The sequence below is a fragment of the Pseudoalteromonas sp. Hal040 genome, from assembly GCF_037162425.1.
GTDB classification, from domain to species: Bacteria; Pseudomonadota; Gammaproteobacteria; order Enterobacterales; family Alteromonadaceae; genus Pseudoalteromonas; species Pseudoalteromonas gelatinilytica.
In genome coordinates this window covers 263,570-287,421 of record NZ_JARLUU010000001.1, presented here as the reverse complement: position 1 = coordinate 287,421, position 23,852 = coordinate 263,570, and the positions used below count along the sequence as shown (strand labels likewise).

22 protein-coding genes and 1 pseudogene are annotated in these 23,852 nt (G+C 42.4%); 11 read left to right on the top strand and 12 right to left on the bottom strand.

Translation table 11 applies throughout. From position 1 onward, the window contains the following. Window positions 1–614: 614 nt before the first annotated feature. Window positions 615–830 (bottom strand): 50S ribosomal protein L31, encoded by a 216-nt coding sequence (gene rpmE / locus P4S60_RS01290; protein ID WP_036973208.1) that lies wholly within the window; start codon window positions 828–830, stop codon window positions 615–617. A gap of 234 nt (window positions 831–1,064) precedes the next feature. Here rpmE and priA point away from each other — a divergent pair. The 5 genes and pseudogenes from priA (at window position 1,065) to P4S60_RS01265 (ending at window position 6,178) form a co-directional block, all read left to right on the top strand. Continuing rightward, window positions 1,065–3,244: pseudogene (gene priA / locus P4S60_RS01285) on the top strand (primosomal protein N'). A gap of 16 nt (window positions 3,245–3,260) precedes the next feature. After that, the gene (locus P4S60_RS01280) at window positions 3,261–3,788 is read left to right on the top strand and encodes an SPOR domain-containing protein (RefSeq protein WP_337114759.1); all 528 of its coding nucleotides are present in this window, start codon (window positions 3,261–3,263) and stop codon (window positions 3,786–3,788) included. 80 nt (window positions 3,789–3,868) lie between these two features. After that, on the top strand, window positions 3,869–4,387 hold the full coding sequence (hslV, locus tag P4S60_RS01275) for an ATP-dependent protease subunit HslV (protein WP_008115012.1): 519 nt from the start codon (window positions 3,869–3,871) through the stop codon (window positions 4,385–4,387). 11 nt (window positions 4,388–4,398) lie between these two features. Further along, on the top strand, window positions 4,399–5,727 hold the full coding sequence (gene hslU / locus P4S60_RS01270; protein WP_337114758.1) for an HslU--HslV peptidase ATPase subunit: 1,329 nt from the start codon (window positions 4,399–4,401) through the stop codon (window positions 5,725–5,727). Window positions 5,728–5,803: 76 nt separating this feature from the next. Continuing rightward, window positions 5,804–6,178, top strand: coding sequence for a gamma-butyrobetaine hydroxylase-like domain-containing protein (locus tag P4S60_RS01265; protein ID WP_337114757.1), 375 nt, complete (start codon window positions 5,804–5,806; stop codon window positions 6,176–6,178). A 257-nt stretch (window positions 6,179–6,435) separates the two neighbouring features. Here the strand turns inward: P4S60_RS01265 and P4S60_RS01260 are convergent, their stop codons facing one another. The 3 genes from P4S60_RS01260 to P4S60_RS01250 form a co-directional block, all read right to left on the bottom strand. After that, on the bottom strand, window positions 6,436–8,316 hold the full coding sequence (locus P4S60_RS01260) for a methyl-accepting chemotaxis protein (protein ID WP_337114756.1): 1,881 nt from the start codon (window positions 8,314–8,316) through the stop codon (window positions 6,436–6,438). Between the two features lie 105 nt (window positions 8,317–8,421). After that, window positions 8,422–9,471, bottom strand: a complete 1,050-nt coding sequence (locus tag P4S60_RS01255; RefSeq protein ID WP_337114755.1) for an MJ1255/VC2487 family glycosyltransferase — start codon at window positions 9,469–9,471, stop codon at window positions 8,422–8,424. Continuing rightward, entirely contained in the window at window positions 9,468–10,004 is a 537-nt protein-coding gene (locus P4S60_RS01250; protein WP_063699951.1) for a phosphatase PAP2 family protein, read from the bottom strand. Before P4S60_RS01250 ends, P4S60_RS01255 begins: the two co-directional genes overlap by 4 nt. A gap of 212 nt (window positions 10,005–10,216) precedes the next feature. On the opposite strand from P4S60_RS01250, the gene rraA reads away from it, so the two are divergent. Further along, window positions 10,217–10,714: a ribonuclease E activity regulator RraA gene (rraA, locus tag P4S60_RS01245; RefSeq protein WP_054552822.1), complete on the top strand. Its 498-nt coding sequence runs from the start codon at window positions 10,217–10,219 to the stop codon at window positions 10,712–10,714. 5 nt (window positions 10,715–10,719) lie between these two features. After that, the gene (locus tag P4S60_RS01240) at window positions 10,720–11,769 is read left to right on the top strand and encodes a formimidoylglutamase (RefSeq protein WP_337114754.1); all 1,050 of its coding nucleotides are present in this window, start codon (window positions 10,720–10,722) and stop codon (window positions 11,767–11,769) included. Window positions 11,770–11,954: 185 nt separating this feature from the next. On the opposite strand, the gene P4S60_RS01235 is transcribed toward P4S60_RS01240, so the two are convergent. Next, window positions 11,955–13,631, bottom strand: coding sequence for a GGDEF domain-containing phosphodiesterase (locus P4S60_RS01235; protein ID WP_337116809.1), 1,677 nt, complete (start codon window positions 13,629–13,631; stop codon window positions 11,955–11,957). A gap of 121 nt (window positions 13,632–13,752) precedes the next feature. Next, the gene (hutI, locus tag P4S60_RS01230; protein ID WP_337114753.1) at window positions 13,753–14,994 is read right to left on the bottom strand and encodes an imidazolonepropionase; all 1,242 of its coding nucleotides are present in this window, start codon (window positions 14,992–14,994) and stop codon (window positions 13,753–13,755) included. Between the two features lie 142 nt (window positions 14,995–15,136). Between hutI and hutC the strand changes: the two genes are divergently transcribed. Beyond that, window positions 15,137–15,844 carry a histidine utilization repressor gene (hutC, locus tag P4S60_RS01225; protein WP_337114752.1) on the top strand — a complete coding sequence of 236 codons (708 nt, stop codon included), beginning with the start codon at window positions 15,137–15,139 and terminating at the stop codon, window positions 15,842–15,844. Here hutC and P4S60_RS01220 read toward each other — a convergent pair whose 3' ends face one another. Next, window positions 15,845–16,615, bottom strand: coding sequence for an NADP-binding protein (locus P4S60_RS01220; RefSeq protein WP_337114751.1), 771 nt, complete (start codon window positions 16,613–16,615; stop codon window positions 15,845–15,847). A 123-nt stretch (window positions 16,616–16,738) separates the two neighbouring features. On the opposite strand from P4S60_RS01220, the gene P4S60_RS01215 reads away from it, so the two are divergent. Beyond that, a complete protein-coding gene (locus P4S60_RS01215; protein ID WP_105174977.1) occupies window positions 16,739–18,763 on the top strand; it encodes a methyl-accepting chemotaxis protein in 2,025 nt (674 codons plus the stop codon). Here P4S60_RS01215 and P4S60_RS01210 read toward each other — a convergent pair. The 3 genes from P4S60_RS01210 to P4S60_RS01200 form a co-directional block, all read right to left on the bottom strand. Next, complete coding sequence (locus P4S60_RS01210) at window positions 18,748–18,957, bottom strand: hypothetical protein (protein WP_058583864.1); 210 nt, start codon at window positions 18,955–18,957, stop codon at window positions 18,748–18,750. The genes P4S60_RS01215 and P4S60_RS01210 overlap by 16 nt on opposite strands. A 254-nt stretch (window positions 18,958–19,211) precedes the next feature. Then, entirely contained in the window at window positions 19,212–19,370 is a 159-nt protein-coding gene (locus P4S60_RS01205) for a YqaE/Pmp3 family membrane protein (protein WP_064971745.1), read from the bottom strand. Between the two features lie 56 nt (window positions 19,371–19,426). Continuing rightward, window positions 19,427–19,993 carry a BON domain-containing protein gene (locus P4S60_RS01200; protein ID WP_105174978.1) on the bottom strand — a complete coding sequence of 189 codons (567 nt, stop codon included), beginning with the start codon at window positions 19,991–19,993 and terminating at the stop codon, window positions 19,427–19,429. A gap of 329 nt (window positions 19,994–20,322) precedes the next feature. On the opposite strand from P4S60_RS01200, the gene P4S60_RS01195 reads away from it, so the two are divergent. Next, window positions 20,323–20,982 carry a LiaF domain-containing protein gene (locus P4S60_RS01195; protein WP_337114750.1) on the top strand — a complete coding sequence of 220 codons (660 nt, stop codon included), beginning with the start codon at window positions 20,323–20,325 and terminating at the stop codon, window positions 20,980–20,982. A 319-nt stretch (window positions 20,983–21,301) separates the two neighbouring features. Here the strand turns inward: P4S60_RS01195 and P4S60_RS01190 are convergent, their stop codons facing one another. Together P4S60_RS01190 and pmbA are read right to left on the bottom strand one after the other, a co-directional pair. After that, window positions 21,302–21,718, bottom strand: coding sequence for a VOC family protein (locus P4S60_RS01190; RefSeq protein WP_337114749.1), 417 nt, complete (start codon window positions 21,716–21,718; stop codon window positions 21,302–21,304). Window positions 21,719–21,847: 129 nt separating this feature from the next. Beyond that, window positions 21,848–23,185, bottom strand: a complete 1,338-nt coding sequence (gene pmbA / locus P4S60_RS01185; protein ID WP_063699980.1) for a metalloprotease PmbA — start codon at window positions 23,183–23,185, stop codon at window positions 21,848–21,850. A gap of 137 nt (window positions 23,186–23,322) precedes the next feature. Between pmbA and yjgA the strand changes: the two genes are divergently transcribed. Further along, window positions 23,323–23,844, top strand: coding sequence for a ribosome biogenesis factor YjgA (yjgA, locus tag P4S60_RS01180; protein WP_063700007.1), 522 nt, complete (start codon window positions 23,323–23,325; stop codon window positions 23,842–23,844). The last annotated feature ends 8 nt before the right edge of the window (window positions 23,845–23,852 follow it).

Genomic DNA, 23,852 nt, shown 5'->3' with positions numbered 1-23,852 from the left:
AATTCCAAGTATTATCAGGTCTATCCTGTTATATGCTATATCGCTTAATTTTAAAGGATTTCCCAACAATTTCTGCACATAGTTGCGATTAATCAGACATAAAAATTCACCTATTTATGACCTTTTAAGCACGTGTTTTTGTATTTTATACGCACGTACACTGCAATTAGCCGAAATTAGCCCGGAATAGCCATTTCAACGAAGTTCACAGCATTTAATCACAAAGTTATTTGAATTTATTATTTCTAATAGCTTTTAGATACCAATACGCTTAATTAAGTAGTCTATTTTGAGGCAATGAAACCTTGTTGATAGCAAGGCAAAAATTTCGTTATTTAGTTGTGTTCTAAATCAGAAATTTTTAACGCAGGTAGCGACAGGTTTAATCCCTCAAAATGATTAAGTATTATTGCGGATTGGTATACTCATTTATACAAAAAAGAATATAGCCAAGGGATGGCACTTTGTCTGCAAAATTAGCAACATAATGGGCATAACACTGAGAAATAGTTATGCAAGATACATAATTGAAGATGATAAGTAAGTGGCGGAATTAAGAATTTTAGGCATAAAAAAAGCACCCTAAGGTGCTTCTTTTAACAAAACAGCAGAAATTACTTCTTGCTGCTAAGTGCACCGAAGCGCTTGTTGAAACGATCAACACGGCCGCCAGTGTCTAAAATCTTTTGCTTACCAGTGTAAAACGGGTGACACTCAGAACATACGTCTAAGTGGATGTCTTTACAAAGAGTTGAGCTAGTTTCGAATTTGTTACCACATGAACAAGTTGCAGTGATAGCTTCGTACTTAGGGTGAATACCTTCTTTCATAGGGAACCTCTAGTTAAGGCCGTATCGCTCTCCAAACCCGAAGTCTGGCACCATACGCAGTTAATACAATTAATAGGCCGCGTATTTTATAGCTCATGTGACCTTGCGACAAGCTTTAAATGCATCTTTCGCTAAAAAATTAATCAAATGACTTGTTGTTCAGTAATTTGTTGGTAGGTTTTTAACTGTAATTTTAGTACATTATCTTCCTATCTTTGTTTCAGTTGAGTTGTTATGCACTTTGTAGAAGTTGCGATAAAAGTCCCTTTACAGCGTACCTTCGATTATAAAGTTGAACAGCTGCTGCATAGCCCTGAGTTAAAGCCTGGCATGCGCGTTCGAGTGCCATTTGGTAGTCAAAAAAAGGTAGCGGTGGTCCTGGCATTAAAAACATCAACAGATGTACCTGCTGACAAAATAAAGCCGATTATTGATATCATCGACGAGACCCCTGTTTTATCGACTCAGCATTTAGCACTACTGAAATTTACTGCTCGTTACTACTGTTATCCATTGGGCGAGACCATTCATACAGCGCTTCCGGCTGCATTAAGACAAGGCGAATGCCCAGATAAAACCAGCATTAATATGGTTGAATTAACTGATAAAGGGGCAAAACTTCCGTCACTAAAAGCAAAAACTCAGTTAAGTTTATTAAAGCAGTTAGCCGAATCGGGCAAGTCATCGGTTACCGAATTAAAAGCACTTGGATTTACAAAAAAACCATCGATAGCCTGCTCGATAAAGAACTAATCACCCAGTTTATCGAGCATGATAATCAGTGGCAGCAGCGCGCGCCAACGGTGGGTGACAAACCCGTCCTTAATAAAGAGCAAGCTGTTGCTTGTACCAGCATTAATCAAGCCAGCGGATTTACTAGCTTTTTACTTGAAGGTGTCACCGGCAGTGGTAAAACCGAAGTTTACTTACAATGCCTTGAAGAAGTGCTTAAAAAAGGCCAACAAGCCTTAGTATTAGTGCCTGAAATTGGCTTAACGCCACAAACGGTCAACCGTTTTCGTCGCCGCTTTCCCGATACCCCCATTATGCTGTGGCATTCAGCTCTAACAGATAACGAACGCTTACAAACTTGGCGATTCTGTGAAAAAGGCAGCTGTGCCATAGTGATCGGCACACGTTCGAGTATTTTCTTACCTTTTTTATCACTTGGTATGATCATTGTTGATGAAGAGCACGACAGCTCATTTAAGCAGCAAGACACATTACGTTATCATGCCAGAGATTTAGCCGCTTATAGAGCATACCAGCATAATATCCCGCTGGTTTTAGGCAGTGCCACGCCAGCACTTGAAACCTTACATAAAGCAATAAATAACAAATACCAGTTATTGAGCCTTACTGAGCGGGCTCAAACCAGCACAGCTAACCAGTTCCAATTAATGGACATGAAAGGGCAACCTGAGCAAGCAGGTATTGCCCATGCCAGCCTCGCCTATATGCGCCAACATTTAGATCGTGGTAAGCAAGTGATGGTGTTTTTAAACCGTCGCGGTTTTTCACCTACTCTTATATGTCATGAGTGTGGTTGGCTAAGTGAGTGCTCACGTTGTAGCACCAGTGCAACCTTTCATAAAGCCATTGGCCAGATGATATGTCATCACTGCGGTGAGCAACATCAGGTGCCCCATCAATGCCCTGATTGCGGCAGCACACAGATTTTCCCCAATGGTAAAGGGACTGAGCAAATCGAAGAGTTTTTAACGCAAACCTTCCCTGATATTCCAATTAGTCGTATCGACCGAGATTCTACTCGTCGTAAAGGCAGCTTAGAAAAAGCCCTTGATGATATCAATCAAGGCGGTGCGCGCATCTTAGTTGGCACGCAAATGTTAGCAAAAGGCCACCACTTTGCTGATGTTAGCCTTGTATTGATTCTAGATGTCGACAGCGGTTTATACTCATGCGACTTTCGTGCAACCGAGCATTTAGCGCAACTTGTCACGCAAGTGGCTGGCCGTGCTGGTCGAAGTGGCGAACCCGGACAGGTGTTACTACAAACGCACTTTCCTGAGCACCCGCTACTGCAAGACTTAGTAAACAATGGCTATCAGGATTTTGCCCGCTATGCACTGACAGAACGAGAAGATGCCCAACTACCTCCAATCACCAATATGGCTATTGTGCGTGCAGAAGGGCATAACATTAATCAAGTGGTGGATTTTTTAACTGATTTGGTTCCTGTCCAGAACATATCTGGTATACAATTGCTCGGTCCGATACCTGCGCCACTGGAACGTGTGGCAGGTAAATATCGCTTTCAATTACATATTCAGGCGCAGGAACGCTCACACTTACACCAATATTTAGCGCAAATGGTCGACTATATAAGCACCAGTAAATTAGCGCAAAAGGTGCGTTGGAGCTTAGATGTTGATCCTATAGATATGATTTAAAGGCCAATTAAGAGTCATGGCACAACACGATTACATAAATAAAAAACCAGCAAATCGAAATAATAAAAAACAAGCCCCGGCGAAAAAGCCCTTCCCTGTTCTCCTTGTTTTAATTGCGCTTATTTTAGTAGGCGGGTTTGGTTATGGCTTGTGGTTTATCAAACACAATGCCGATCCTGAGTTAGTAGAGCAACAAGCAAACCCCACCAAAAAAGAAGAAGAAGTTATTCCTCTCCCTGAGCCTCCTGAATTTATTCAGGAAATTAAAGATCACGAAGTTCAGGTTGAAGTAAAAGAAATAGAGCAAAAAGGCCCGTATGTAATGCAATGCGGCTCTTTTAGAACAATGGATCAGGCACAAGCGCTGAAAGCTAAAATTGCTTTTGCTGGCTTAGTTGCTGAAGTTAAACGCACCGAAGGCAGTAATGGTGCATGGTATAAAGTACGCTTAGGCCCATATGAGACCAAACGTATGGCCGAAAGTGATAAGAATAAACTTAAACGTATCAAAATAATGGGCTGCGGAATTTGGCTTTGGACTTGATTTTAGTTCATTCACCCATATAAACACCTCATCAATCGCTTTTTACGAGCGGCCTTGCCGCTCGATGATGAGGAATAATCATGACCACTATTGTAAGTGTACGCCGCGACGACAAGGTCGTTATTGGTGGCGACGGCCAAGTTTCACTTGGTAACACCGTAATGAAGGGCAACGCCCGCAAAGTTCGACGTCTTTATAATGGCAAAGTAATCGCTGGTTTTGCTGGCGGTACTGCTGATGCCTTCACCCTTTTCGAACGATTTGAAAGCAAATTAGAAATGCACCAAGGCAACTTAACCAAGGCTGCCGTTGAAATGGCCAAAGATTGGCGTAGTGATCGTGCACTTAGAAAGCTCGAAGCACTACTCGCGGTTGCTGATGAAACCGCTTCATTGATCATCACAGGTAACGGTGATGTTGTGCAGCCAGAAAACGACCTTATTGCGATTGGCAGTGGTGGCAACTTCGCACAATCAGCAGCTACAGCGCTGCTAGAAAACACCGACCTAAGTGCACGTGAAATTGTAGAGAAAAGCCTTACTATTGCTGGCAACATCTGCGTATTCACGAATAATTTCCAAACTATTGAAGAATTGTAATAGGAACTGCCATGTCTGAGATGACGCCAAGAGAAATCGTTCACGAGCTAGATCAACACATTATTGGCCAAGCTAAAGCTAAAAAAGCAGTTTCAATCGCGCTACGTAATCGCTGGCGCCGTATGCAACTAAGCGACGAGCTACGCGCCGAAGTAACACCAAAAAACATTTTAATGATTGGTCCTACTGGTGTGGGTAAAACAGAAATTGCTCGTCGCCTTGCAAAACTTGCTAATGCGCCTTTCATTAAAGTTGAAGCAACAAAGTTCACTGAAGTGGGCTATGTTGGTAAAGAAGTTGAGACTATCATTCGTGATTTAGTTGATATCTCAATTAAAATGACTCGTGAACAGCAAACCAAAAAATTTAAACACCGCGCTGAAGAAGCGGCAGAAGAGCGTATTCTAGATGCCCTTTTACCACCAGCACGCGATACATTTGGCGAGTCAAAAACAGAAGAGAACTCTTCAACTCGTCAAACATTCCGTAAAAAATTACGTGAAGGCCAATTAGACGATAAAGAAATCGATATCGATGTTGCACAAGCTCAACCTAATGTCGAGATCATGGCTCCGCCTGGAATGGAAGAAATGACCAACCAGCTACAGAGCATGTTCCAAAACATGGGTGGCGATAAGCGCAGCAAGCGAAAGCTAAAGATCAAAGAAGCCTTCAAACTATTAGTTGAAGAAGAAGCAGCAAAACTTGTAAACCCTGAAGAGTTAAAAGAGCAAGCTATCTTCGCTGTAGAACAAAACGGTATCGTGTTCATCGATGAGATCGATAAAATCTGTAAACGTGGTGAAGCGTCTGGTCCAGATGTGAGCCGCGAAGGTGTTCAGCGCGACTTACTACCATTAATCGAAGGCTCAACAGTGAGCACTAAACACGGTATGGTTAAAACAGATCACATGTTGTTTATTGCATCTGGCGCATTCCAAATGGCAAAACCATCAGACATGATCCCTGAGCTGCAAGGTCGTTTACCAATTCGCGTTGAGCTTGAAGCACTTACTGCTAATGACTTTAAGCGTATCTTAACTGAGCCTCATGCTTCATTAACTGAGCAACAACGTGAGCTGTTAAAAACAGAACAAGTTGACGTTGAGTTCACCGATGATGCAATTGAACGTATCGCAAAAGCGGCTTGGCAAGTAAATGAAAAAACCGAAAACATCGGTGCACGTCGTTTACATACAGTGATGGAAAAACTAATGGAAGAAATTTCATTTGATGCCTCAGAAAAAGCAGGCACAACACTGACTATTGATGCCAACTACGTTGAGCAGCACTTAGGTGCCCTTGTTGAAGATGAAGACTTAAGTCGCTTCATTCTTTAATCAACAAATTAGCGTTATACTAAAAAGCCTCCAATTGGAGGCTTTTTAGTTTATAAATCGTGGATTCGAGGCTGACATGAAAGAAGTCACTAAAGTGCATTATCACAGCGTTAGTAAAGTATTAGATGTTCATTTTGATGATCAGACTATTGCTCAATTTAGTGCTGAATTTTTGCGTGTTCACTCACCGTCTGCAGAAGTGCAAGGTCATGGTAATGAACCAATGAAACTCGTACTTGGTAAGCAACACGTAGGAATTAGCAAAATTGAGCCAGTTGGTCATTATGCAATTCGATTAGTGTTTAGCGATAATCATAATAGCGGCTTATTCAGCTGGCACTATTTAAGTGAGCTACAAGCTAACCATGATGAGCTTTGGCAGCAATACCAAAAAAGAGTCTCAGAGCACGAAGCAAGCAAAGATAGCGTGCCTATTAAGTTTGTGCCTTAATACCAACCCGCAATAATACTTAATCATTTTGAGAGATTAAACCTGTCGCTAACTGCGTTAAAAATTTCTCATTTAGAACAACTAAATAACGAAATTTTTGCCTTGTTATCAACGAGGTTTTATTGCCTCAAAATAGACTACTTAATTAAGCGGATTGGTATTAAAATCTTGTCGCGGTATACACTCCCAAGCAACAAAAAAGCGCGGTGACGAAACCGTCACCGCGCTCTATTTATATACAAAGTATCAAGTCATTATTAAACTTTAAACTTATCGATTGCCTGATAAAGCACACGTGCTTGCTCAGACACCTCTTCGCTGGTTTGTGCATTGGTTGCCGCGTGACCCGATGCTTCTTGTGCAATATCACGAATACGTACCACGTTTTTATTCACCTCAGAAGCTACTTGGCTTTGCTCATCAATCGCTGTGGCAATGTGGGTACTCATATCCATAATGGTTTGTACATCTTCGGTGATTGAGCGTAGTAACTCACCTGCTTTACTTGCCTGTGCTGCACTTTCGCCACCTTGCGTGCGACATTGCTGCATAATACTCACTACTTCTTGCGTACGCCCTTGTAAGGTCGAAATTATGCTCTCAATCTCTTGTGTTGAATCTTGGGTACGTCGCGCGAGTGAGCGAACTTCATCCGCTACCACTGCAAAGCCACGCCCTTGTTCACCAGCACGCGCCGCCTCAATGGCCGCATTGAGTGCCAGTAAGTTTGTTTGCTCAGCAATACCACGAATAACATCAAGGACAGAGCCAATGGTTTCAGCGTCTTTTTCTAACTGCGACACCACACTTGACGCATTACCCAGTGACTCTGATAAGTGATTAATTTGTACTACCGTTGATTCAACCTCAGAACGACCTTGCTGCGCACTTAAGTTAGTCGACTCGGCTTTTTTCGCTGCAGCTTCAGTATTGTGCGAGATATCTTGAATCGTTGCCTGCATTTCGGTGGCTGCTGTGGCAACCATATCCGCTTCGTGAAGCTGCTCTTGCATACCAGAGCTAGTTGCTGCCGTCGTTTCTGATAGATGCTCTGTTGCCACGTTAAGTGTACTTAGCGCCGTATTTACTTCATAAATCAGTTTTTTGAAATCACTGATCAAGCTATTAAAGTCAATCGTCATGGTGGTGATTTCATCTTTACCCGATTGAGTAATCGACATGCTTAGATCATTATTGCGACGAATTTCGTTAATCGTGTGGTATACACGCTCAATAGGCTGAATAATTGAACGGCTGGTAAAGTACACCAACAGCATTACAATGATACTTGCAATAATGAACACAGCTAGCGCAATCATTTGTGCACGCGATGCACTTGATTCAACAAACACTTTTGTTTGTGTAGTCAGCTCTGTAACAATAGCATCACTCATTTCGACACTACGTTTCATTTCACCCAGCGCACCAGATTCTAAATTAAGGCCCAATGCCACTTGCGCATCAACTAAGGCTTTAAATTTACTTTGATAAGTCGCCAGCAAACTAAGTAACTGGTTTTCGTAACTTGCATCGAAGCCAGCACTTTTGATCTCTGATTGAAAGTTTGTGACTAGCTCATCAAACTTGCCCATATACTTTAAGTCAAAGCGCAGCATAAAGTCTTTTTCTGCTCGGCGAAGCTGTAGCATTAAGGTCAATAATTTATAGTTTTCGCGCTCACTTAATAATGTTTCTACTTGATGCACCGCACCACGTAAATCGCCGTATAAGGCATCTTTTGGATGTAAACCAATTTTCTTTTGTAGTACCACAACCTCATTGAAGTCATCGTAATAAGTTTTCGCAAGGCGTCTAAATTCATTTAGCTTAGATGAGTCCATCGACAAATCTTTCACTAACTCGTCTAGTCGCGCCATTTTATTTTTTAGCTGCGAATACTCTTTCTCAAAAAGCTCTAGGCTGTCGACATCTTTGTAAAACAAAAAGTTTTTTTCATGTTTACGCATCGCAAGTTCATGAATGTCGAGCTCCTCCGCATTTTGAATTGTTTCATTGAGCTTTAGCATCATGCGCGACTCAAGGATAATTACACATAGCATCACAATCATTGCAAGACCAACAACGAGCGCGTTTAGCTGCAAACGTCGCTTTATAGTTAAGTTTTGTAATACATTCATTCAAAGTGCCCTATAGAAACATGCATTTAAAGTATAGCTAAACTATTTAAAGCAGCTAATAAAAAGTGGTTAAACTTGCCGCGCATTTTCCAATATAAGGTACTTTTAAACAATCAGTTTTTGTTCTAAATCAACCTGTTGCCATAGGTGTTTATGCAATTTATCCAGCTTTTCCCATTGCTTTTTTTGCAACCAATCAACCAAAGGTGCTGGATCGCTCGGAAAATTCAGTTTTTTGTTCTGTGGCGATTGCAACCAATCATCCATCGCATTAGGGTTTAAATAGCTCATGACATGAGCTGCTCCCATCGACAATAGCGTCTGCGCATTAATTCCCTGCTCAAATTGCTTACCAAGCGGTTTTAGTAAAAGTTTTTTACCAAGCTGCAATGCTTCACTCGCAAGTTCAAATCCAGCATTGCCAATTACACCACCGGCATTAGCGAGATCATTTAAAAAGCCAACGCGTGAAGGTGCTCGAAGGTGAATATTTCCGATTGAGCAATCCTGCGCATCTGGGTGATAACAGTAAAACTCTCGTTCAGGAAAATCTTTTAAATACTCAACCACACTGTCTATATTCTCAAAAGGTAGATACACCAATACCTTATTTTCGACCATTACCGGGTTATCATGATGATGGTTTGCAATAAATGGCGGAATAATGTTTTCTGCATAAGGCTGCCAATGCACCCCCAAATAAACACTCGCTGGCGCATAATTACGGATCAGCGCACGGCGAAAGAAAGCTCGGCCAAACATTGGCACTTTATCAGATAAAAATGCCGCTTGATGACTCATACCAATAACAGGGATACCTTGCTGTTTAGCTGCCCACGCGGTAATTGGCTCAAAATCATTAAACACCAAGTCATAGTGACGTAAATCAAGGTTTTTTATATCTTTAATCAATTGTAGTGGGCGCGCATTCTTTAAAGTTTTAAAGCTATCAACTTGCCCCGATTTGCTGGTAAACGACAAGCCTCGAAATGCCCGGTAATCGGCAAAGTCATCCATATCAAAGTAGTCTTGCTCTTTACGGCCCGAAAACACATAGTCAACATCGACTCCCAATGCTTTAAAAGTCGTTGCCATCACGCGTGCGCGAGTTATATGTCCATTACCCGTGCCTTGAATACCGTACAAAATTCTCATATAGATTCCACCACCATCACTGCTAATACCGCACAACTTGATCCCATCACCGCGCCAATCACTACATCAGCGGGGTAATGCACACCAATAATCACCCTTGAAGCCGCCACCCCAGATGCCCACATCAACCACAGCACAGCAAATTCAGGAAAGTACATAGTCAAAATAGTCGCCACCACAAACGCTCCTGCACTATGCCCCGACGGTAAGCTAAACTGATCGCTCGGCACTAAATAAGCACCTTGCACTAAGCAGTCGCAAGGTCTAACCCGCGCGATGCGCTTTTTAGCGAGAAAGTAAATAGGCCGCTCAATAGCAAAACCCACCAAAATACTCATCGCCAGTTGTTGGAAATGCAGTTGCTCGGTAAACCACCAAAAACCAAGAAACAACACCACGTAAAGTCCACCATCACCGCTTTTTGATAACCCAAGCGCTGATCTTCTGAGCCAAATTGGCGAAGCGTCGTTAAACACGCTTAAGAACAGCTGTTCATCCACTTTGGCCAATTTTGTAAGTATGTTGTTTGCCATGGTGAGCTCCTTGTCATACTTTGCGTCTAATTTTTATACTTATCTCAGCTTAGGTGCTAAAAATAACAATTAGGTGACGCTTTTGAGACACTAATGTTGCGGTAACGAAATTCCTTTGATTTAAACCAATATTCAGCTATTAAGTCGTTGTTATTGAGTTGTATCAGGGTATACTGAGTACTAAACAGACAGTCTCTTTAGAGGATGAAAAAATGGATTACAGCACTTCTGATTTATGCGACCACTTTGCAGATGTGGTTGATGTGCTCGAACCAATGTTTATCAATTTTGGTGGACGCCCAAGCTTTAGTGGTCGAGTAAAAACCGTTAAATGCTTTGAAAATAACGAGCTGATCCGCGAAATTTTATCAACCGATGGCACCGACAGCGTGTTATTGATTGATGGTGGTGGTTCAACCCGACGCGCCCTTATTGATATAGAGCTGGCTGAAATCGCATTAGAAAACAACTGGCAAGGCATTATCGTTTACGGTGCAATTCGCCATGTTGATGAACTTGAAGAGCTAGACTTAGGCATTCAAGCTATCGCATCTATTCCTGTTGCTGCCGATAGTGAAGGTGCAGGTGAAGACGGCATAGGCGTTAACTTCGCAGGCGTTTCTTTCTTTGATGACGACTTTGTTTACGCTGATAGCACCGGTATTATATTATCTGCTGAAGAATTAGAGTTAGAAATAATAGAAGACTAATCTCGGTGACAAACTACCTTAAAATTTATGATGAAGCGGCGGTAAAGCACTTATGTGTCCGCCGCGCTAACGAACTCAAAGCTTGGCAAGCCCTTGCCCTTCTCGACACTCAAGTTAACGCCCCACAAGCACTCATCGATGCAAAACAATTCGGTATTCGCTATGTCTTAGTTGGCGTATGTGAAGATATTGGTCCTCGCGCTAACTTAGGTAACGGTGGCTCAGGGCAAGCGTGGCAGGCATTTTTAAAGCGCTTTTTAAACCAAACGCATAACCAGTTTTTAAATCATGAGCGTGTGTTATTACTCGGCGAAGTGGCCCTTGATGACTTAAACCAACAAGCCGCTGACCTTGATAATAAAAACGACGCTGATTTAGCCAAACTCCGTGAATTATGCGCTGATATAGACACCCGCGTTGAGCAAGTACTTGCGATGATTTTTGCAGCTGGTCTTGAGCCAATTGTAATCGGTGGCGGCCATAACAACTGCTTAGGTATTTTGCGTGCCCTTAGTAAGCAACATGGCAAGCCAGTCAACGCCATCAACTTAGACCCTCATGCTGATTTTAGAGAATGTGAAGGGCGTCATAGTGGCAATGGCTTTAGATATGCGTACAGCGAGAATCACCTTGCTGATTACCATGTAATGGGTTTACACGAATTTAAAAATAACCAAGCGATTATGGATGCCCTGACAAACGCAAACTTCAGGTTTGATAGTTACCAAGATATTCAAGTACGTCGCAAAGTCGATTTATCTTCAGCATGTAAACACGCATTAGCTCAGTTTGATAATGCGCCGCTTGGAGTCGAAGTAGACCTAGACAGCATTTCATTAATGCCGGTTAGTGCTTACACCAACTGTGGCTTTAGTGTGAGTGATGCAGAACACTTTGTGCATTTAGCTGCCAGCCAAACAACGGCTCGCTACCTTCATTTATGCGAAGGCGCCCCGTCACAACACCCGGTAGGCATAGAAGCAGGCATGAACGACGCAGGCCAAATAATCACCGCTCTAGTGAATGCGTATTTGCAGGCGAGAGAAGTAAGTTAGTAAGTTAGAAAGTTAGAAAGTTAGAAAGTTAGAAAGTTAGAAAGTTAGAAAGTTAGAAACTCTAAAATACCTAGTATCTAAGTCAAGGAGCTCGCCAACTTTCAATCTGATAGCTGAAAGCTGAAAGCTCTATCTTTACTCTTTCCCCTAGCAACTTGCTAACTTTACTCTTGAGACTCGCTAACTCAACCCTGATGCTCTAACCGCCATTGTTTTAACCACGACATCATGCCTACGCTGCTAAGCGGGTAATTAAAATAATAACCCTGAGCGGCGTAGGTGTTTAACGACTTAACAAATTTAAGTTGCTCTAGGGTTTCTACCCCTTCACAAATCACCTTGGCATCATTTTGATTATGCATATCCACCATGCCAGAGACTAAGCTACGAACTTGGCTTTGATGGGCAAAATCAGCGGTCAGTGAAGCAGCTACTTTAATGTACTCAACATTAAGGTTAGGTAGTTTAGCCAGCCAAATTGGTGTGTCACCAAAGCCATCAATACACAGCTTAATACCAATGCTATTAAGCCTTGCGACCATCGCTTTACCTTGGTCATCTAAGCTCATGAATAAATCGAGCGGGCATTCAATAATTAAATCACCCGGCTCTAATCGGTGCTCAGTCATAATGCGATCGACAAATTCAATAAACTCTTCGTGCAGCATTTCTGGGCCAAACACATTAATACTGAGTGGTAGTTCAATGCCTTCCATACGTAGCGCCATAGCAAGCTCAGCAGCTCGTTCAATAACATACGCAGCTACAGGGTAACTTAGGCCAGCAACACGAATATCATCAATAAATTTGTTCGCCGAAAGAATGCCTTGTTTTGGATGCTGCCAACGTAATAGTAATTCTAAAAACTCAATTTGCTCGTCGCTATTACGAATAACCGGCTGAAAATAAAGCTCAAGTTCGCTGGCAAAATCGAGGTGAGCTAATTCGCGCAGGCGTGCTTGTTGTTCTAATTGCTCAATCATCATTTGCGGATGATAAGGTACAATAGCTCGCTCAGGGTTTGAATCAAGAGCAAGGTTAGCAAATGAAATCAGGTTCTCGAAGCTATATTCAGGTTCGTCACAGTTCACATAACTGGCGCGTACTTTAACTTCAATCGTACAATTAGCAACGTTGAATGGCTTTAATGTTACTTGCCTAATTTGGCTTATAAGCTGCTCGTGAAGATGCTTTTGCTCTTCGAGCGAGCAAATAAAAGCAAAGTTTAAGCCCCCTAAATGTGCCAGCTTTTCAGCCTTTCCAGCAGAACTTGGCATGCTAAGCACAGCATCAACACTGAGTTGCTGTTTAATACGTGTCGCCGATTGTGCTAATAATAAATCCCCAAAATCACGACCGATATGCTGGTTAACATCGTTAAAACCTTCAAGGCGGATCATCACTAACGCGCAGTTTGTTGAGTGTTCTTCGCTCCAAGCGACAAACGTATTTTTTAGCGCATTACGATCCGGTAAGCCAGTGAGAGGGGTGGCATCTATGTCATCATTATGGAGCGGCTCAATTTCAACCTGCTCTTCATCCTCTGGCTCTTCATAATTGAAAAAGCCTGAAACAGATAAAATAACTATCGAAAAAACAAGCCAATATAAAGCGTTGTCGAGTAATAGATGGGCAGAGTATAAAACCGCAAACGAAATAGCAGCGGCGACACTCAATATTATGGCAAGCCAGTTTGTGGTGCGAAATGCTTGCCATAAATGAAAGCATAAACTTAAAGCGAGTAAAATAACTAACCAAGGAAAGCCTAAGCTTAAAATTGCTAAACCTAGTACGCCATTAACGACTAGGCTTAGTCTTAAAATTGGGTTATGGGTTACGCATAAGGCACAGATCATTGCCATAAAAACGCTACCAGCTAAAAACACTGGCACAACATCACTTGTTAAATTTACGAGTTGGGTGCTGCTACTCGCTAAACTAAAAATCAATGACATGTAATCCAAACTGCGTAATAAAACTTATCTAATTAAGTCTACCCAAAATCCACAGATTTAACAGTTTATTTACGCCGAATTGGTAACTTAATTGTGCTGGGTGGGATATTTGCCAATGAGCAATATCAGCGCGAGCCCCTACTTTTAATACACCACGATCGTCAAGACCCAAGGCACCCGCGGCGTTTCGTGTTACACCAGCTAATGCCTGCTCTGGTGTCATGCGGAAAATAGTGCACGCCATATTCATCATTAAGTGCAATGAACATAACGGTGAAGTTCCAGGGTTAAAGTCAGTTGAAATGGCGATCGGAACTTGGTACTGCTGGAGTAGTTCGATTGGCGGATATTTTGTTTCGCGTAAAAAGTAAAATGCACCTGGTAACAATACCGCTGCAGTGCCCGCTTTGGCCATTGCTTGAATGCCAGCTTCATCTAAGTGTTCAATATGATCCGCAGATAAGCCATTAAATTCGGCAACAAGCTCTGCACCATGTTGATTAGATAACTGCTCAGCGTGTAACTTAACCGGTAAGTTGTGCTTTTTAGCCGCTTCAAACACACGGCGAGTTTGCTCGTTGCTAAAGCCAACGTTTTCACAAAAGGCATCAACTGCATCAGCTAAATCAGCTTCAACAACACGATCAAGCATTTCACCGCACACCAAGTCAATGTACTCATCGCTACGGCCTTTATATTCAGGCGGTAATGCGTGAGCACCTAAAAACGTGGTTTTAACATCAACCGGGTGGTTCTCACCGAGTAAACGCGCGACTTCGAGTAGTTTAATTTCGTTTTCGCAATCAAGGCCATAGCCAGATTTAATCTCAACCGTCGTCACGCCTTCTGCGTATAAGGCATTTAAACGCTCTTTAGCACTAACAAAGAGAGTTTCGTGGTCGGCTTCGCGGGTTGCACGTACAGTGCTTGCAATGCCGCCACCGTTTGCAGCGATTTGTTCGTAGCTTACACCTTTTAAACGCTGCTCAAACTCTTCTGCGCGGCTACCGGCAAATACTAAGTGAGTGTGACAATCAATCAACCCAGGTGTTAACCACTGCCCTTTTGCAGACACGGTAGGCGTTGCTAGCGCATCAAACTTTGGTAAATCAGTTTGTGCACCTAACCAGGCAATTTTGCCATCTTTAACGGCAATTGCTGCATTTTCAATGGCGCCGTATGGTGCATCAACAGCAGGATCCATTGTGGCGATATTGGCATCTGTGATCACTAAATCCCAGAGCGCTTGGTCATTGTTGGTTGTGTGCATTTTTCACCTATTTTGATGCTTGCAAAAGACTCAACGAGAGCCTAGATTTTAATTTGCTTAAAGTTTATCAACTCGTCTTGTATATACAAGGAAATTATGTCACCTTGTAACACACTGTTAACTTATAAATAAACTTTTCATAATGAGCGTCCCTAAGTTTGCGCAAATAAAAGAATTCATTCTGGAAAATATTCAATCGGGAGAATGGCAAGAAAACGACCGCGTCCCTTCTGAAAACGAACTCACCAGCCAATTTCAAGTTAGCCGTATGACAGCTAGACGCGCTCTGTGTGAATTAACCGATGCCGGTATTTTAACTCGCAGCCAAGGCCAAGGTACTTTTGTTGCCAGCTTCAAATCACAATCATCATTATTAGAAATCAAAAACATTGCCGATGAAGTTAAGGCACGAAACAGTGATTACAGTTGTACAATTTTAGTGATGGAATCTATTCGCGCAATCGCCCCCATCGCAATTGCTTTGGGTGTCGAAGTCGACAGCCATGTTTATCGAAGTGTGATTGTGCACAATGAAAACGAGCAACCTTTGCAAGTTGAGGAACGTTTTGTGAACCCAGCTCTTGCTAAAGATTACTTACAACAAGATTTTCACAGCCTAACACCCCATGAATACTTATCGCAAAATGCCCCACTCACAGAGGCTCGCCACACGGTCGAAGCGATCATGCCCAACCAAGAAATGTGTGAATGGCTCAACCTGTACAACGAAGAGCCCTGTTTACAAGTGATCCGCCGAACGTGGTCAACGCAAGGTATTGTAAGCTTTGCACGCTTAGTCTCACCAGGTAGTAAATACCGACTAGGTGGTCACCTTACTTTTAAAAAATAACTAAATGGGCATTTGATAACTAAAACTCAGTGACTCAATCGCAGAGCCATCAATGATACGCTCACCTTCGTCTTGGCTCGTAAATGTCGGAGGCTGATTGCCCTGCTCAGCGCATTTTTGCTGGTAGTAATCCGCTTTTGTTGGATGCGCCGGATTGACCACATTATAAATACTGCTCGCACTAAACCAGTTTTCAAGTACAGAAAAAATCGCCGCTATCACATCTTGCTGTTGTACCATGTTCACCACTTGCTGACTTGAGCTAGACAGCTCTTTTCCAGCAACAAACTTACCTGGGTCGCGCCCAGGCCCAACAAGGCCCGCTAAACGCAATACTTTACCACCGGCACTTAGCACTAACTGCTCGGCATCAAATAGCAGTTGCTGGCGCGCTGATTGACAATTAATTACTGTACTCTCGTCGTATTGACCATTCTCAGTTGGGTAGACCCCCGTCGAAGAACATAAAATAAAGCCTTTACAATTTAGTTGCTTGGCAAGCTCAAGCCCTGCTTGCAAAGTGACTAAATAATTACTTTCTGAGCTGCGACTACGCGGTGGAATTGCACACACCCACCATGCACCTTCAAGAGAAACATCGTGTTTAAGCACATCGTCTGCAAGCGCAAATTGGCGCTGAAAGTCATGTTCGTGCTCGCTACTTCGGTGTGTACCCTGCACTTGCCATGCTAATTCTTTTGCCTTAATACAAAGAGCTTGGCCGAGCCAACCTGCGCCTAACACTACCATTTTGTTATCACTAACAGTCATTTAGTAACTTACCTTATGTATTATGTAATATTTTATTAATAACCATCGCTTTGCAGTGTAGCGATTTGGGTGCAAATATGATTAGATAGGTAACTCTACCCGATAATAAAAACACGTGCACCTATGTTAAATAACCTCTCTTTACGTAAAAAAATATTACTACTCATCGGCGGGACGATAAGTGTACTACTGATCATCGCGTCTAGTTTTTTTGTTAGCCATATTGCTGATTTATCGCGCCAAGCTATTCAACGCGAAGCCGACAGCTATTTACAGAGTGAGCGACTTTCAATGCAAGGTTACTTTGCCAAATACGGTAAAGTAGTACAAACCTTCGTGACAAATCCGCATTTAGTGAATTGGTTCGACAACTGGACTAAACGTGACCAAAGCCTTGATAACCAGCCTGGATACGACAGCGTTAATCAAGATTTTGTACGAATCAGTGGCAACGATGACAACATCTTATCTGCCTTCTTTGCATCTGCAACAACAGGTGAGTATTTCAAAGAAAATGAGCGTACCAGTCATTACAACGGCCAGCCTTACTACGCTTATAAACGTGGTTGGTGGCAAGACGCTCTAAAGATCAACAAACTCTATGTAGGCCCAATTTCTGTGGATTTAACCACAGGTAATGCCTCTGCAGTTGTACAACAGCCTGTTTATAAACAAAACAAGCTTGTTGGCTTTGGTGGTGTTGATTTACAGCTTAATAATATCAACGACATGGTTGAAGAAATCCGCTTTAATGGCCAAGGCTTTGGTTTCTTACTTGATGGCAACCAAAAGGTTGTGCACTTTTCTAAACGCACTGGCCACAAGCTGTCTGTGACTGACGAAGGTCCGAATGGCAAAGAAGGTTTAGATGCCCTCGAAAAGCAATTTAGCGACACTTCAGGCTTTAGCGAATTAAACCGCGCGATGAAAAGCCAAAAAGATGGTAGTAGCTTTGTGACTTTCAAAGGTGAGCAATATTACGTTGTATACAACCGCCTTGAATTAGAAACCCCTTACCTTGATTGGTACGTGGGTATTTTAATTCCAACCAGTATGATTGATGAACCAGTGAACGATGCGGTGATGACAACCACAACCTCAGTGATCATCATTATCGCGATTATCATTGCGATGATCTTCTGGGCAACGCAAATGATCACCAAACCACTGACTAAACTGACTTACATCATGCGTGATATCGCATCAGGTGATGGCGATTTAACACAAAAAATCGAAATTAAGAGTCATGACGAAGTGGGTCAACTTGCTCATCACATGAACACCTTCATCGATAAATTGCGCGCGATGATGCTTAATACTGCCGCGCAGGCTGAGCAACTAAGCCAAGCTGCGAGTCAGTTGAAAATTGTTTCGCAAAAAACCAACGATGAAATTCAGCAAGAAAAGCAACAAGTTGACAGTGTGAGTGCGGCTGTAACCGAAATGGCTTCTACAGTGATGGAAATCTCGCGTAATGCGCAGCACACTAATAATGCCGCTGAAGAAGTACAAACTATTACTGCAGATGGCACTAAACGCTCGACTCAAGCTCAGTCAGTAATGACCGCTCTGGCGAGTCACATCGGTGAAGCATCTAAAGTCGTTGCGGGTCTTGAGCAAGAAAGCGGCAATATCGGCGCGGTGGTTGATGTTATCAACTCAATCGCTGAACAAACCAACTTACTCGCACTAAACGCGGCGATAGAAGCTGCCCGTGCAGGTGAGCAAGGCCGAGGCTTCGCAGTTGTTGCCGACGAAGTTCGTTCACTGGCAAGCAGAACGCAAGAATCTACTGATGATATTCGCAATATGATCAGCCGTTTACAACAAATTGCTCAACAAGCATCAACCATGATGCAACAAGGTCAAGAACGTGCTGAAGGCTCAGTTGAGCAAACACAAATTGTATTGCAAGCACTGCAAGATATCGCGCAATCAGTGACAAATGTACAAGATCAAAGTCATCAAATTGCGACTTCGACAGAACAGCAGACTGTGGTTGCAGAAGATATCAACAATAGCTTGGCAGCGATTAATCACTTAGTGAATAGCACTGCGGATCATGCCCATGAATTGGCGGATGAAGCACGTGATTTGAATGAATTAGCTGCGTCTTTAAATAAGACTGTTAATCAATTTAAGTTATAAAGATAAATTGCTGAAGTAGTTAAAAACCCGATGTCACCTGAAGATGACATCGGGTTTTTATCGTCAGCCTTCCCTGTTAATCGTGGCGCAACCGCTTTCGCGTGTTCCATAAATTCGTGCCACTGTTGCTTGTTCCATAAAGCAACTCCTTTGTCGGTCAATCCTTGTGTTGGTTGCGTTTGTACTTGTTCCATATAGTCCCCTCCTTACGCTAGCTTCATCCTGTTTGGCTCCCAGCCTAAGCTTATTCCTTGCTGTCATTTCCGTTCACTTTATCCATAAAGCGTTGCCATTGTGCGCTACTCCATAACGCCTTGTTACTTCCTTGTTGTCCTTTGTGCTTAGCTACATTGTCCATACTGTAAACTCCTTGCGGTTTATCGTCCGTTACTCCTACAGCCCTTCCTTGCTGTGCTCCATTACCCATCCTTGCTAATTAATGCTGTGATTATCGCTTAGCGATGATATACACAGCATGAATCAAACCTGGAATGTACCCTAATAAGGTTAAAAGAATATTAATCCAGAACTGCGCACCTAAACCTACCTGTAAAAATACGCCGAGAGGTGGAATTAAAACCGATAAAATAATACGTATTAAATCCATGACTCACTCCTTGAAAAATAGAAGCCCAGCCAAAGCAGGGCTATGTAGGCTTGCTGTTATTCAGCAACAATCGTTAATTCATCGATTACTTTGCGAACATCTTCAGCGTTTTCAGCAATGCTGATTGCTAATTGCTTTTCTGCATCAGACTCAACAGTACCTTTCAGTGTTACTACACCGTTGTCGGTATCAACATCGATATCGGTACCACCCACTTCTGAGTTAAATAAATAACGCGTTGTGATTACAGTACTGATTTTTGCATCGGTTAAATCGCTTTCGGCTGAATCAGCTTTATCCGCTTTCATCTTCTTAGCCTTCATGTTTTTAACAACCGTTAGTTTGTTATCTACAGAGCTAACGCCATCTAGGCTAAGAACCAGCTCTTCAGCAAGCTCTTTATCTAATTCGCTATCAACTTTACCTGTTAATACAACCTTGCCATTCGTTACATCAGTGTTGATGTCAAAGTTGTTAAGGTTTGTGTTCATAAGAAGCACAGTTTCTGCCTTACCATCAATCCAAGCATCTTTACTTTCATTTTCCCAGCTGCTTGCCTGAGCTGACATGCTAGTTGCACCAATTACTAAAGCGGCAATCATAGATTTGTTAAAAGTGTTCATAATCTTTCTCCTTTTGATTAAAGACAGTTTTACTAATGCGACTATGATGCCAACTATTTAATTATTAATTTTCAATAGGTTAAATGCCAATTCAGCGGTGATTTATATTCATTTCGGTAAAGATTTACAAGCTGCTCGGTAAGATGTTCACAATGTTGCAAAAATAACCATTTAGTTGCTGATTTTATTAATCTGTGGTTAATTTAACGAAGTAGCTTATTCAGCTAAAAACACAACAAACTGATTTATAAAGAAATAAACTTTGGCCTAAGCTTTGCACATAACGAATAACAGAAAAATCACTTTGATAATCACAACAGGGAACTACCATGGCCGTTAAACTTGAAGATCGCCCAATCGATCAAGTAAGAGAAGAAGTTATTGATCAACTCATTTATAACTACAGTCATGCTGTTATTTCAGCTGAAGCATTTGAACGCCGCCTAGACCAAGCAATGGCGGCCACCAGCAACGAAGTACTCGTTGAGCTTGTTGCTGATTTAGATCTGAAGGCAGATATTGACTACAAATCGCAAAAGCATGCGCAATTTAAACCTCACTACAGCCATAGCAGCGACAACGAAAGCCTGCAGCTTCGAAGCATTTTGGGTTCAAATGAGCGCGGCGGCCAATGGGTGGTACCAAAAGAAATTCACCTCACAAACTGTTTAGGTTCAATCGAACTCGACTTTAGTGAAGCAATTTTCCAACATCAGCATGTCACCATTTATGTGAACTGTATTTTAGGTAGCGACGAAATCTACGTGCCAGAACATGTCAATGTGGTATCTAAACTGTTTAGTGTGATTGGCAGCGTAGAAAACAAATCAGTTGCCTTAAATAAAGGCCAAGGCCCAACCATCACCATTGAAGGTAATGTATGGCTAGGCTCAGTTGAGATCAAAGTAAAACGCACCATGAAAGAAAAGTTCATCAGCTTTGCCAACAGCCTAAAAGCCAGTTGGAAAGAGATGAATAAGGTGCAGTAAAGGTGCTAGGTGCTAGGTGCTAGGTGCTAGTTATCGTAGCCGCAGTTTTACATCGCGCAATATAATAAGATAACGCGCGAAATAAATTTCACGCCTACATCAAACGTAGGCGTCACGCTTGCTTGGCGCGTCTTATATACAACGCCATTTGATCAACCTATGCCTGACCTACAAACAACACCGCTCGGCTCAAAACTGACGGCTGAAAGCTGATGGCTCCTTAAATTTTCGGCACTAAAGTACCTCCTACGAGGCAGGCCTTTGGTAAAGGCCTACAAACAACACCGCTCGGCTCAAAACTGAAAGCTGATAGCTCTAGCTACAAGTCATTATTCCTCTCACTCGGGATATCACTGAAATACTCTACAAACTCAACTTCAAAGCCTGCGGGGTCGATGAAATATACATTTTTACGATAAGGGTTTTCTGGGCCGTGTTTATCAATTTCATAACCAGCCGAAACCAGACGCTCAACTACAGCATTAATATCGTTTGTCACATAAGCAAAATGAGCCAGGCCCACTTGGTGACCTGCTAAATCACGGTTTTCAGCTTCACCGTTATCGCTTAATGCAAGGTATTGGTAATCATCCCCAAAGTGCAGCCATTTACGCGGTTTGCCTGACCATGTGCTATCACCTTGGCTACGCACACGCCAGTGCGGGAATGCGGCTTTATAAAAGTGCAGCATGGCATCAATATTACTAACAACAAGGTTTACGTGCTCTAAATACATGGTAGTTTTCCTTTTTATTTTTAAACTGCCATCAAGATAAAACCTCAAGTTAAGTTTAGGTAAAGCGTTTTTTCAAATAAAAAAGCCCCACAAACGTGAGGCTTTAAAAATTGAGTAGTTATTGATGAATCAACTACCAGCAACCTGCATTTGTTCAATCAATACAGAGCCAGTTTGAATACCACCGCGACGCTCGATGTCGCCACCTAAGCCGACAACTGCCTTGAACATGTCTTTTAAGTTACCAGCAATCGTGATTTCACTGACTGGGTATTGGATTTCACCATTTTCAACCCAGAAGCCAGCTGCACCACGTGAGTAATCACCAGTTACGGTGTTCACACCTTGGCCCATCAGCTCAGTTACTAATAAACCTGTGCCCATGGTTTTTAATAGCGCTTTTAAATCGGCATGGGTTTGTTCAACTAGCCAGTTATGAATACCACCAGCATGACCCGTTGGTGTCATCGATAGTTTGCGTGCCGCGTAGCTAGCTAATAGATAAGTTTGCAGCTCACCACCTTGAATAATTTCACGGTCTACCGTTTTTAAACCTTCAGCATCAAACGGCGAAGACGCTAAACCTCTTAATAAATGCGGGCGCTCAGAGATATTCACGCAATCGCTAAAGACTTTAGTCCCTAAGCTATCAAGCAAGAAGCTCGATTTACGATAAAGTGCACCACCACCAATCGCCGACACTAAATGGCCAAACAATGAGTTAGCAATATCTGCTCTAAAGATTACAGGCACTTTCATAGTACCTAGCTTTTGGCTATTAAGCTTAGCCAAGGTTTCTGTTGCAGCTTCGAGACCCACTTTTGCAGCGTCATTTAAATCATCTTTATGGCGCGCTACGGTATAGGCTGAATCGCGCTGCATTTGCTCGCCATCTTTACCTATCACCATAGTGCTAATGCTATGACGGGTACGTGGGTAACCTGCAATCATGCCATGGCTGTTACCATAAACACGTAGACCTTGGTGAGAAGAAAAACTCGCACCGTCTGAGTTTACAATACGCTCATCAGCGTTTAATGCCGCCTGCTCTGCTTGATGACAAAGCTCAATACCTTGCTCTGGGCTTACTTCCCACGGGTGGTATAAATCTAAATCAAGCGGTGCAAACTCAAGCAACTCTTTATCAGCGATACCGTTAAATGGGTCGTCAGAAGTGAACTTAGCAATATCAATGGCTTTTTCGACCACTGTACGTAATGTTTTAGGGTTTAGGTCTGCCGTTGAAGCAGAACCTTTGTTATTACCCACATAAACACTGATACCTAAGCCACCGTCCTGGTTAAACTCTATTGTTTCAACTTCACCCATACGCGTGCTGACAGACAAACCTGATGTGCTCGACATCGCCGCTTCTGCTGCTGTTGCACCGAGCTTTTTTGCATGCTCAAGCACTTCGCTTACTGCGTCTTTCACTTCAGAAATGTGTTGATAAATAGGATCTTTCATCTTGTGTGTCCTAGGTTCTGATATTTTTTATAGTGTAACGAATGCTAACACACTGCGAGACCTGCATCAGCTAATATTAATCATTAACTAAATGACGTATAATAGTGAATAGTTAAGTTTACTGAATGAGCATCCTTATGGCGAAGAAGAAAAAGCCACTTATCGAAGAAGAAATTATTTACGTATCAAAAAGCGAATTAAAACGTGAAGCCATGCAATATCATGGTCTGGGTGCTGAAATCGCGAAAATGCCGAAAAAGCAACGCGATCGTTTACCACTCAATCACGATTTAAAAGAAGCCCTTGTTGTTTCTGATAAGGTGAGTGACAAAAGCGATGCATATCGTCGTAACCTAAACTACATCGCAAAAGTATTACGTACCACAGAGAACGTTGATGAAATTCAAGCGATGATCGACATCATGCTTAACAAAAACAACCAAGCGGATGTTTTGTTGAACAAGATTGAAATGCTTCGTGATGATTTGATCAAACAAGGTGACGACCTGATCAATTCAACAATTGATCAATACCCTTCTCTTGAACGCCAAAAAATGCGCCAATTAGTGCGTAGCGCCGCAAAAGAAGTGCAAGCAGAAAAGCCTGCCAAAGCTTACAAAGAGTTATTCCAGTATCTTAAAGATGCGATTATGGTTTAATTTCTTCG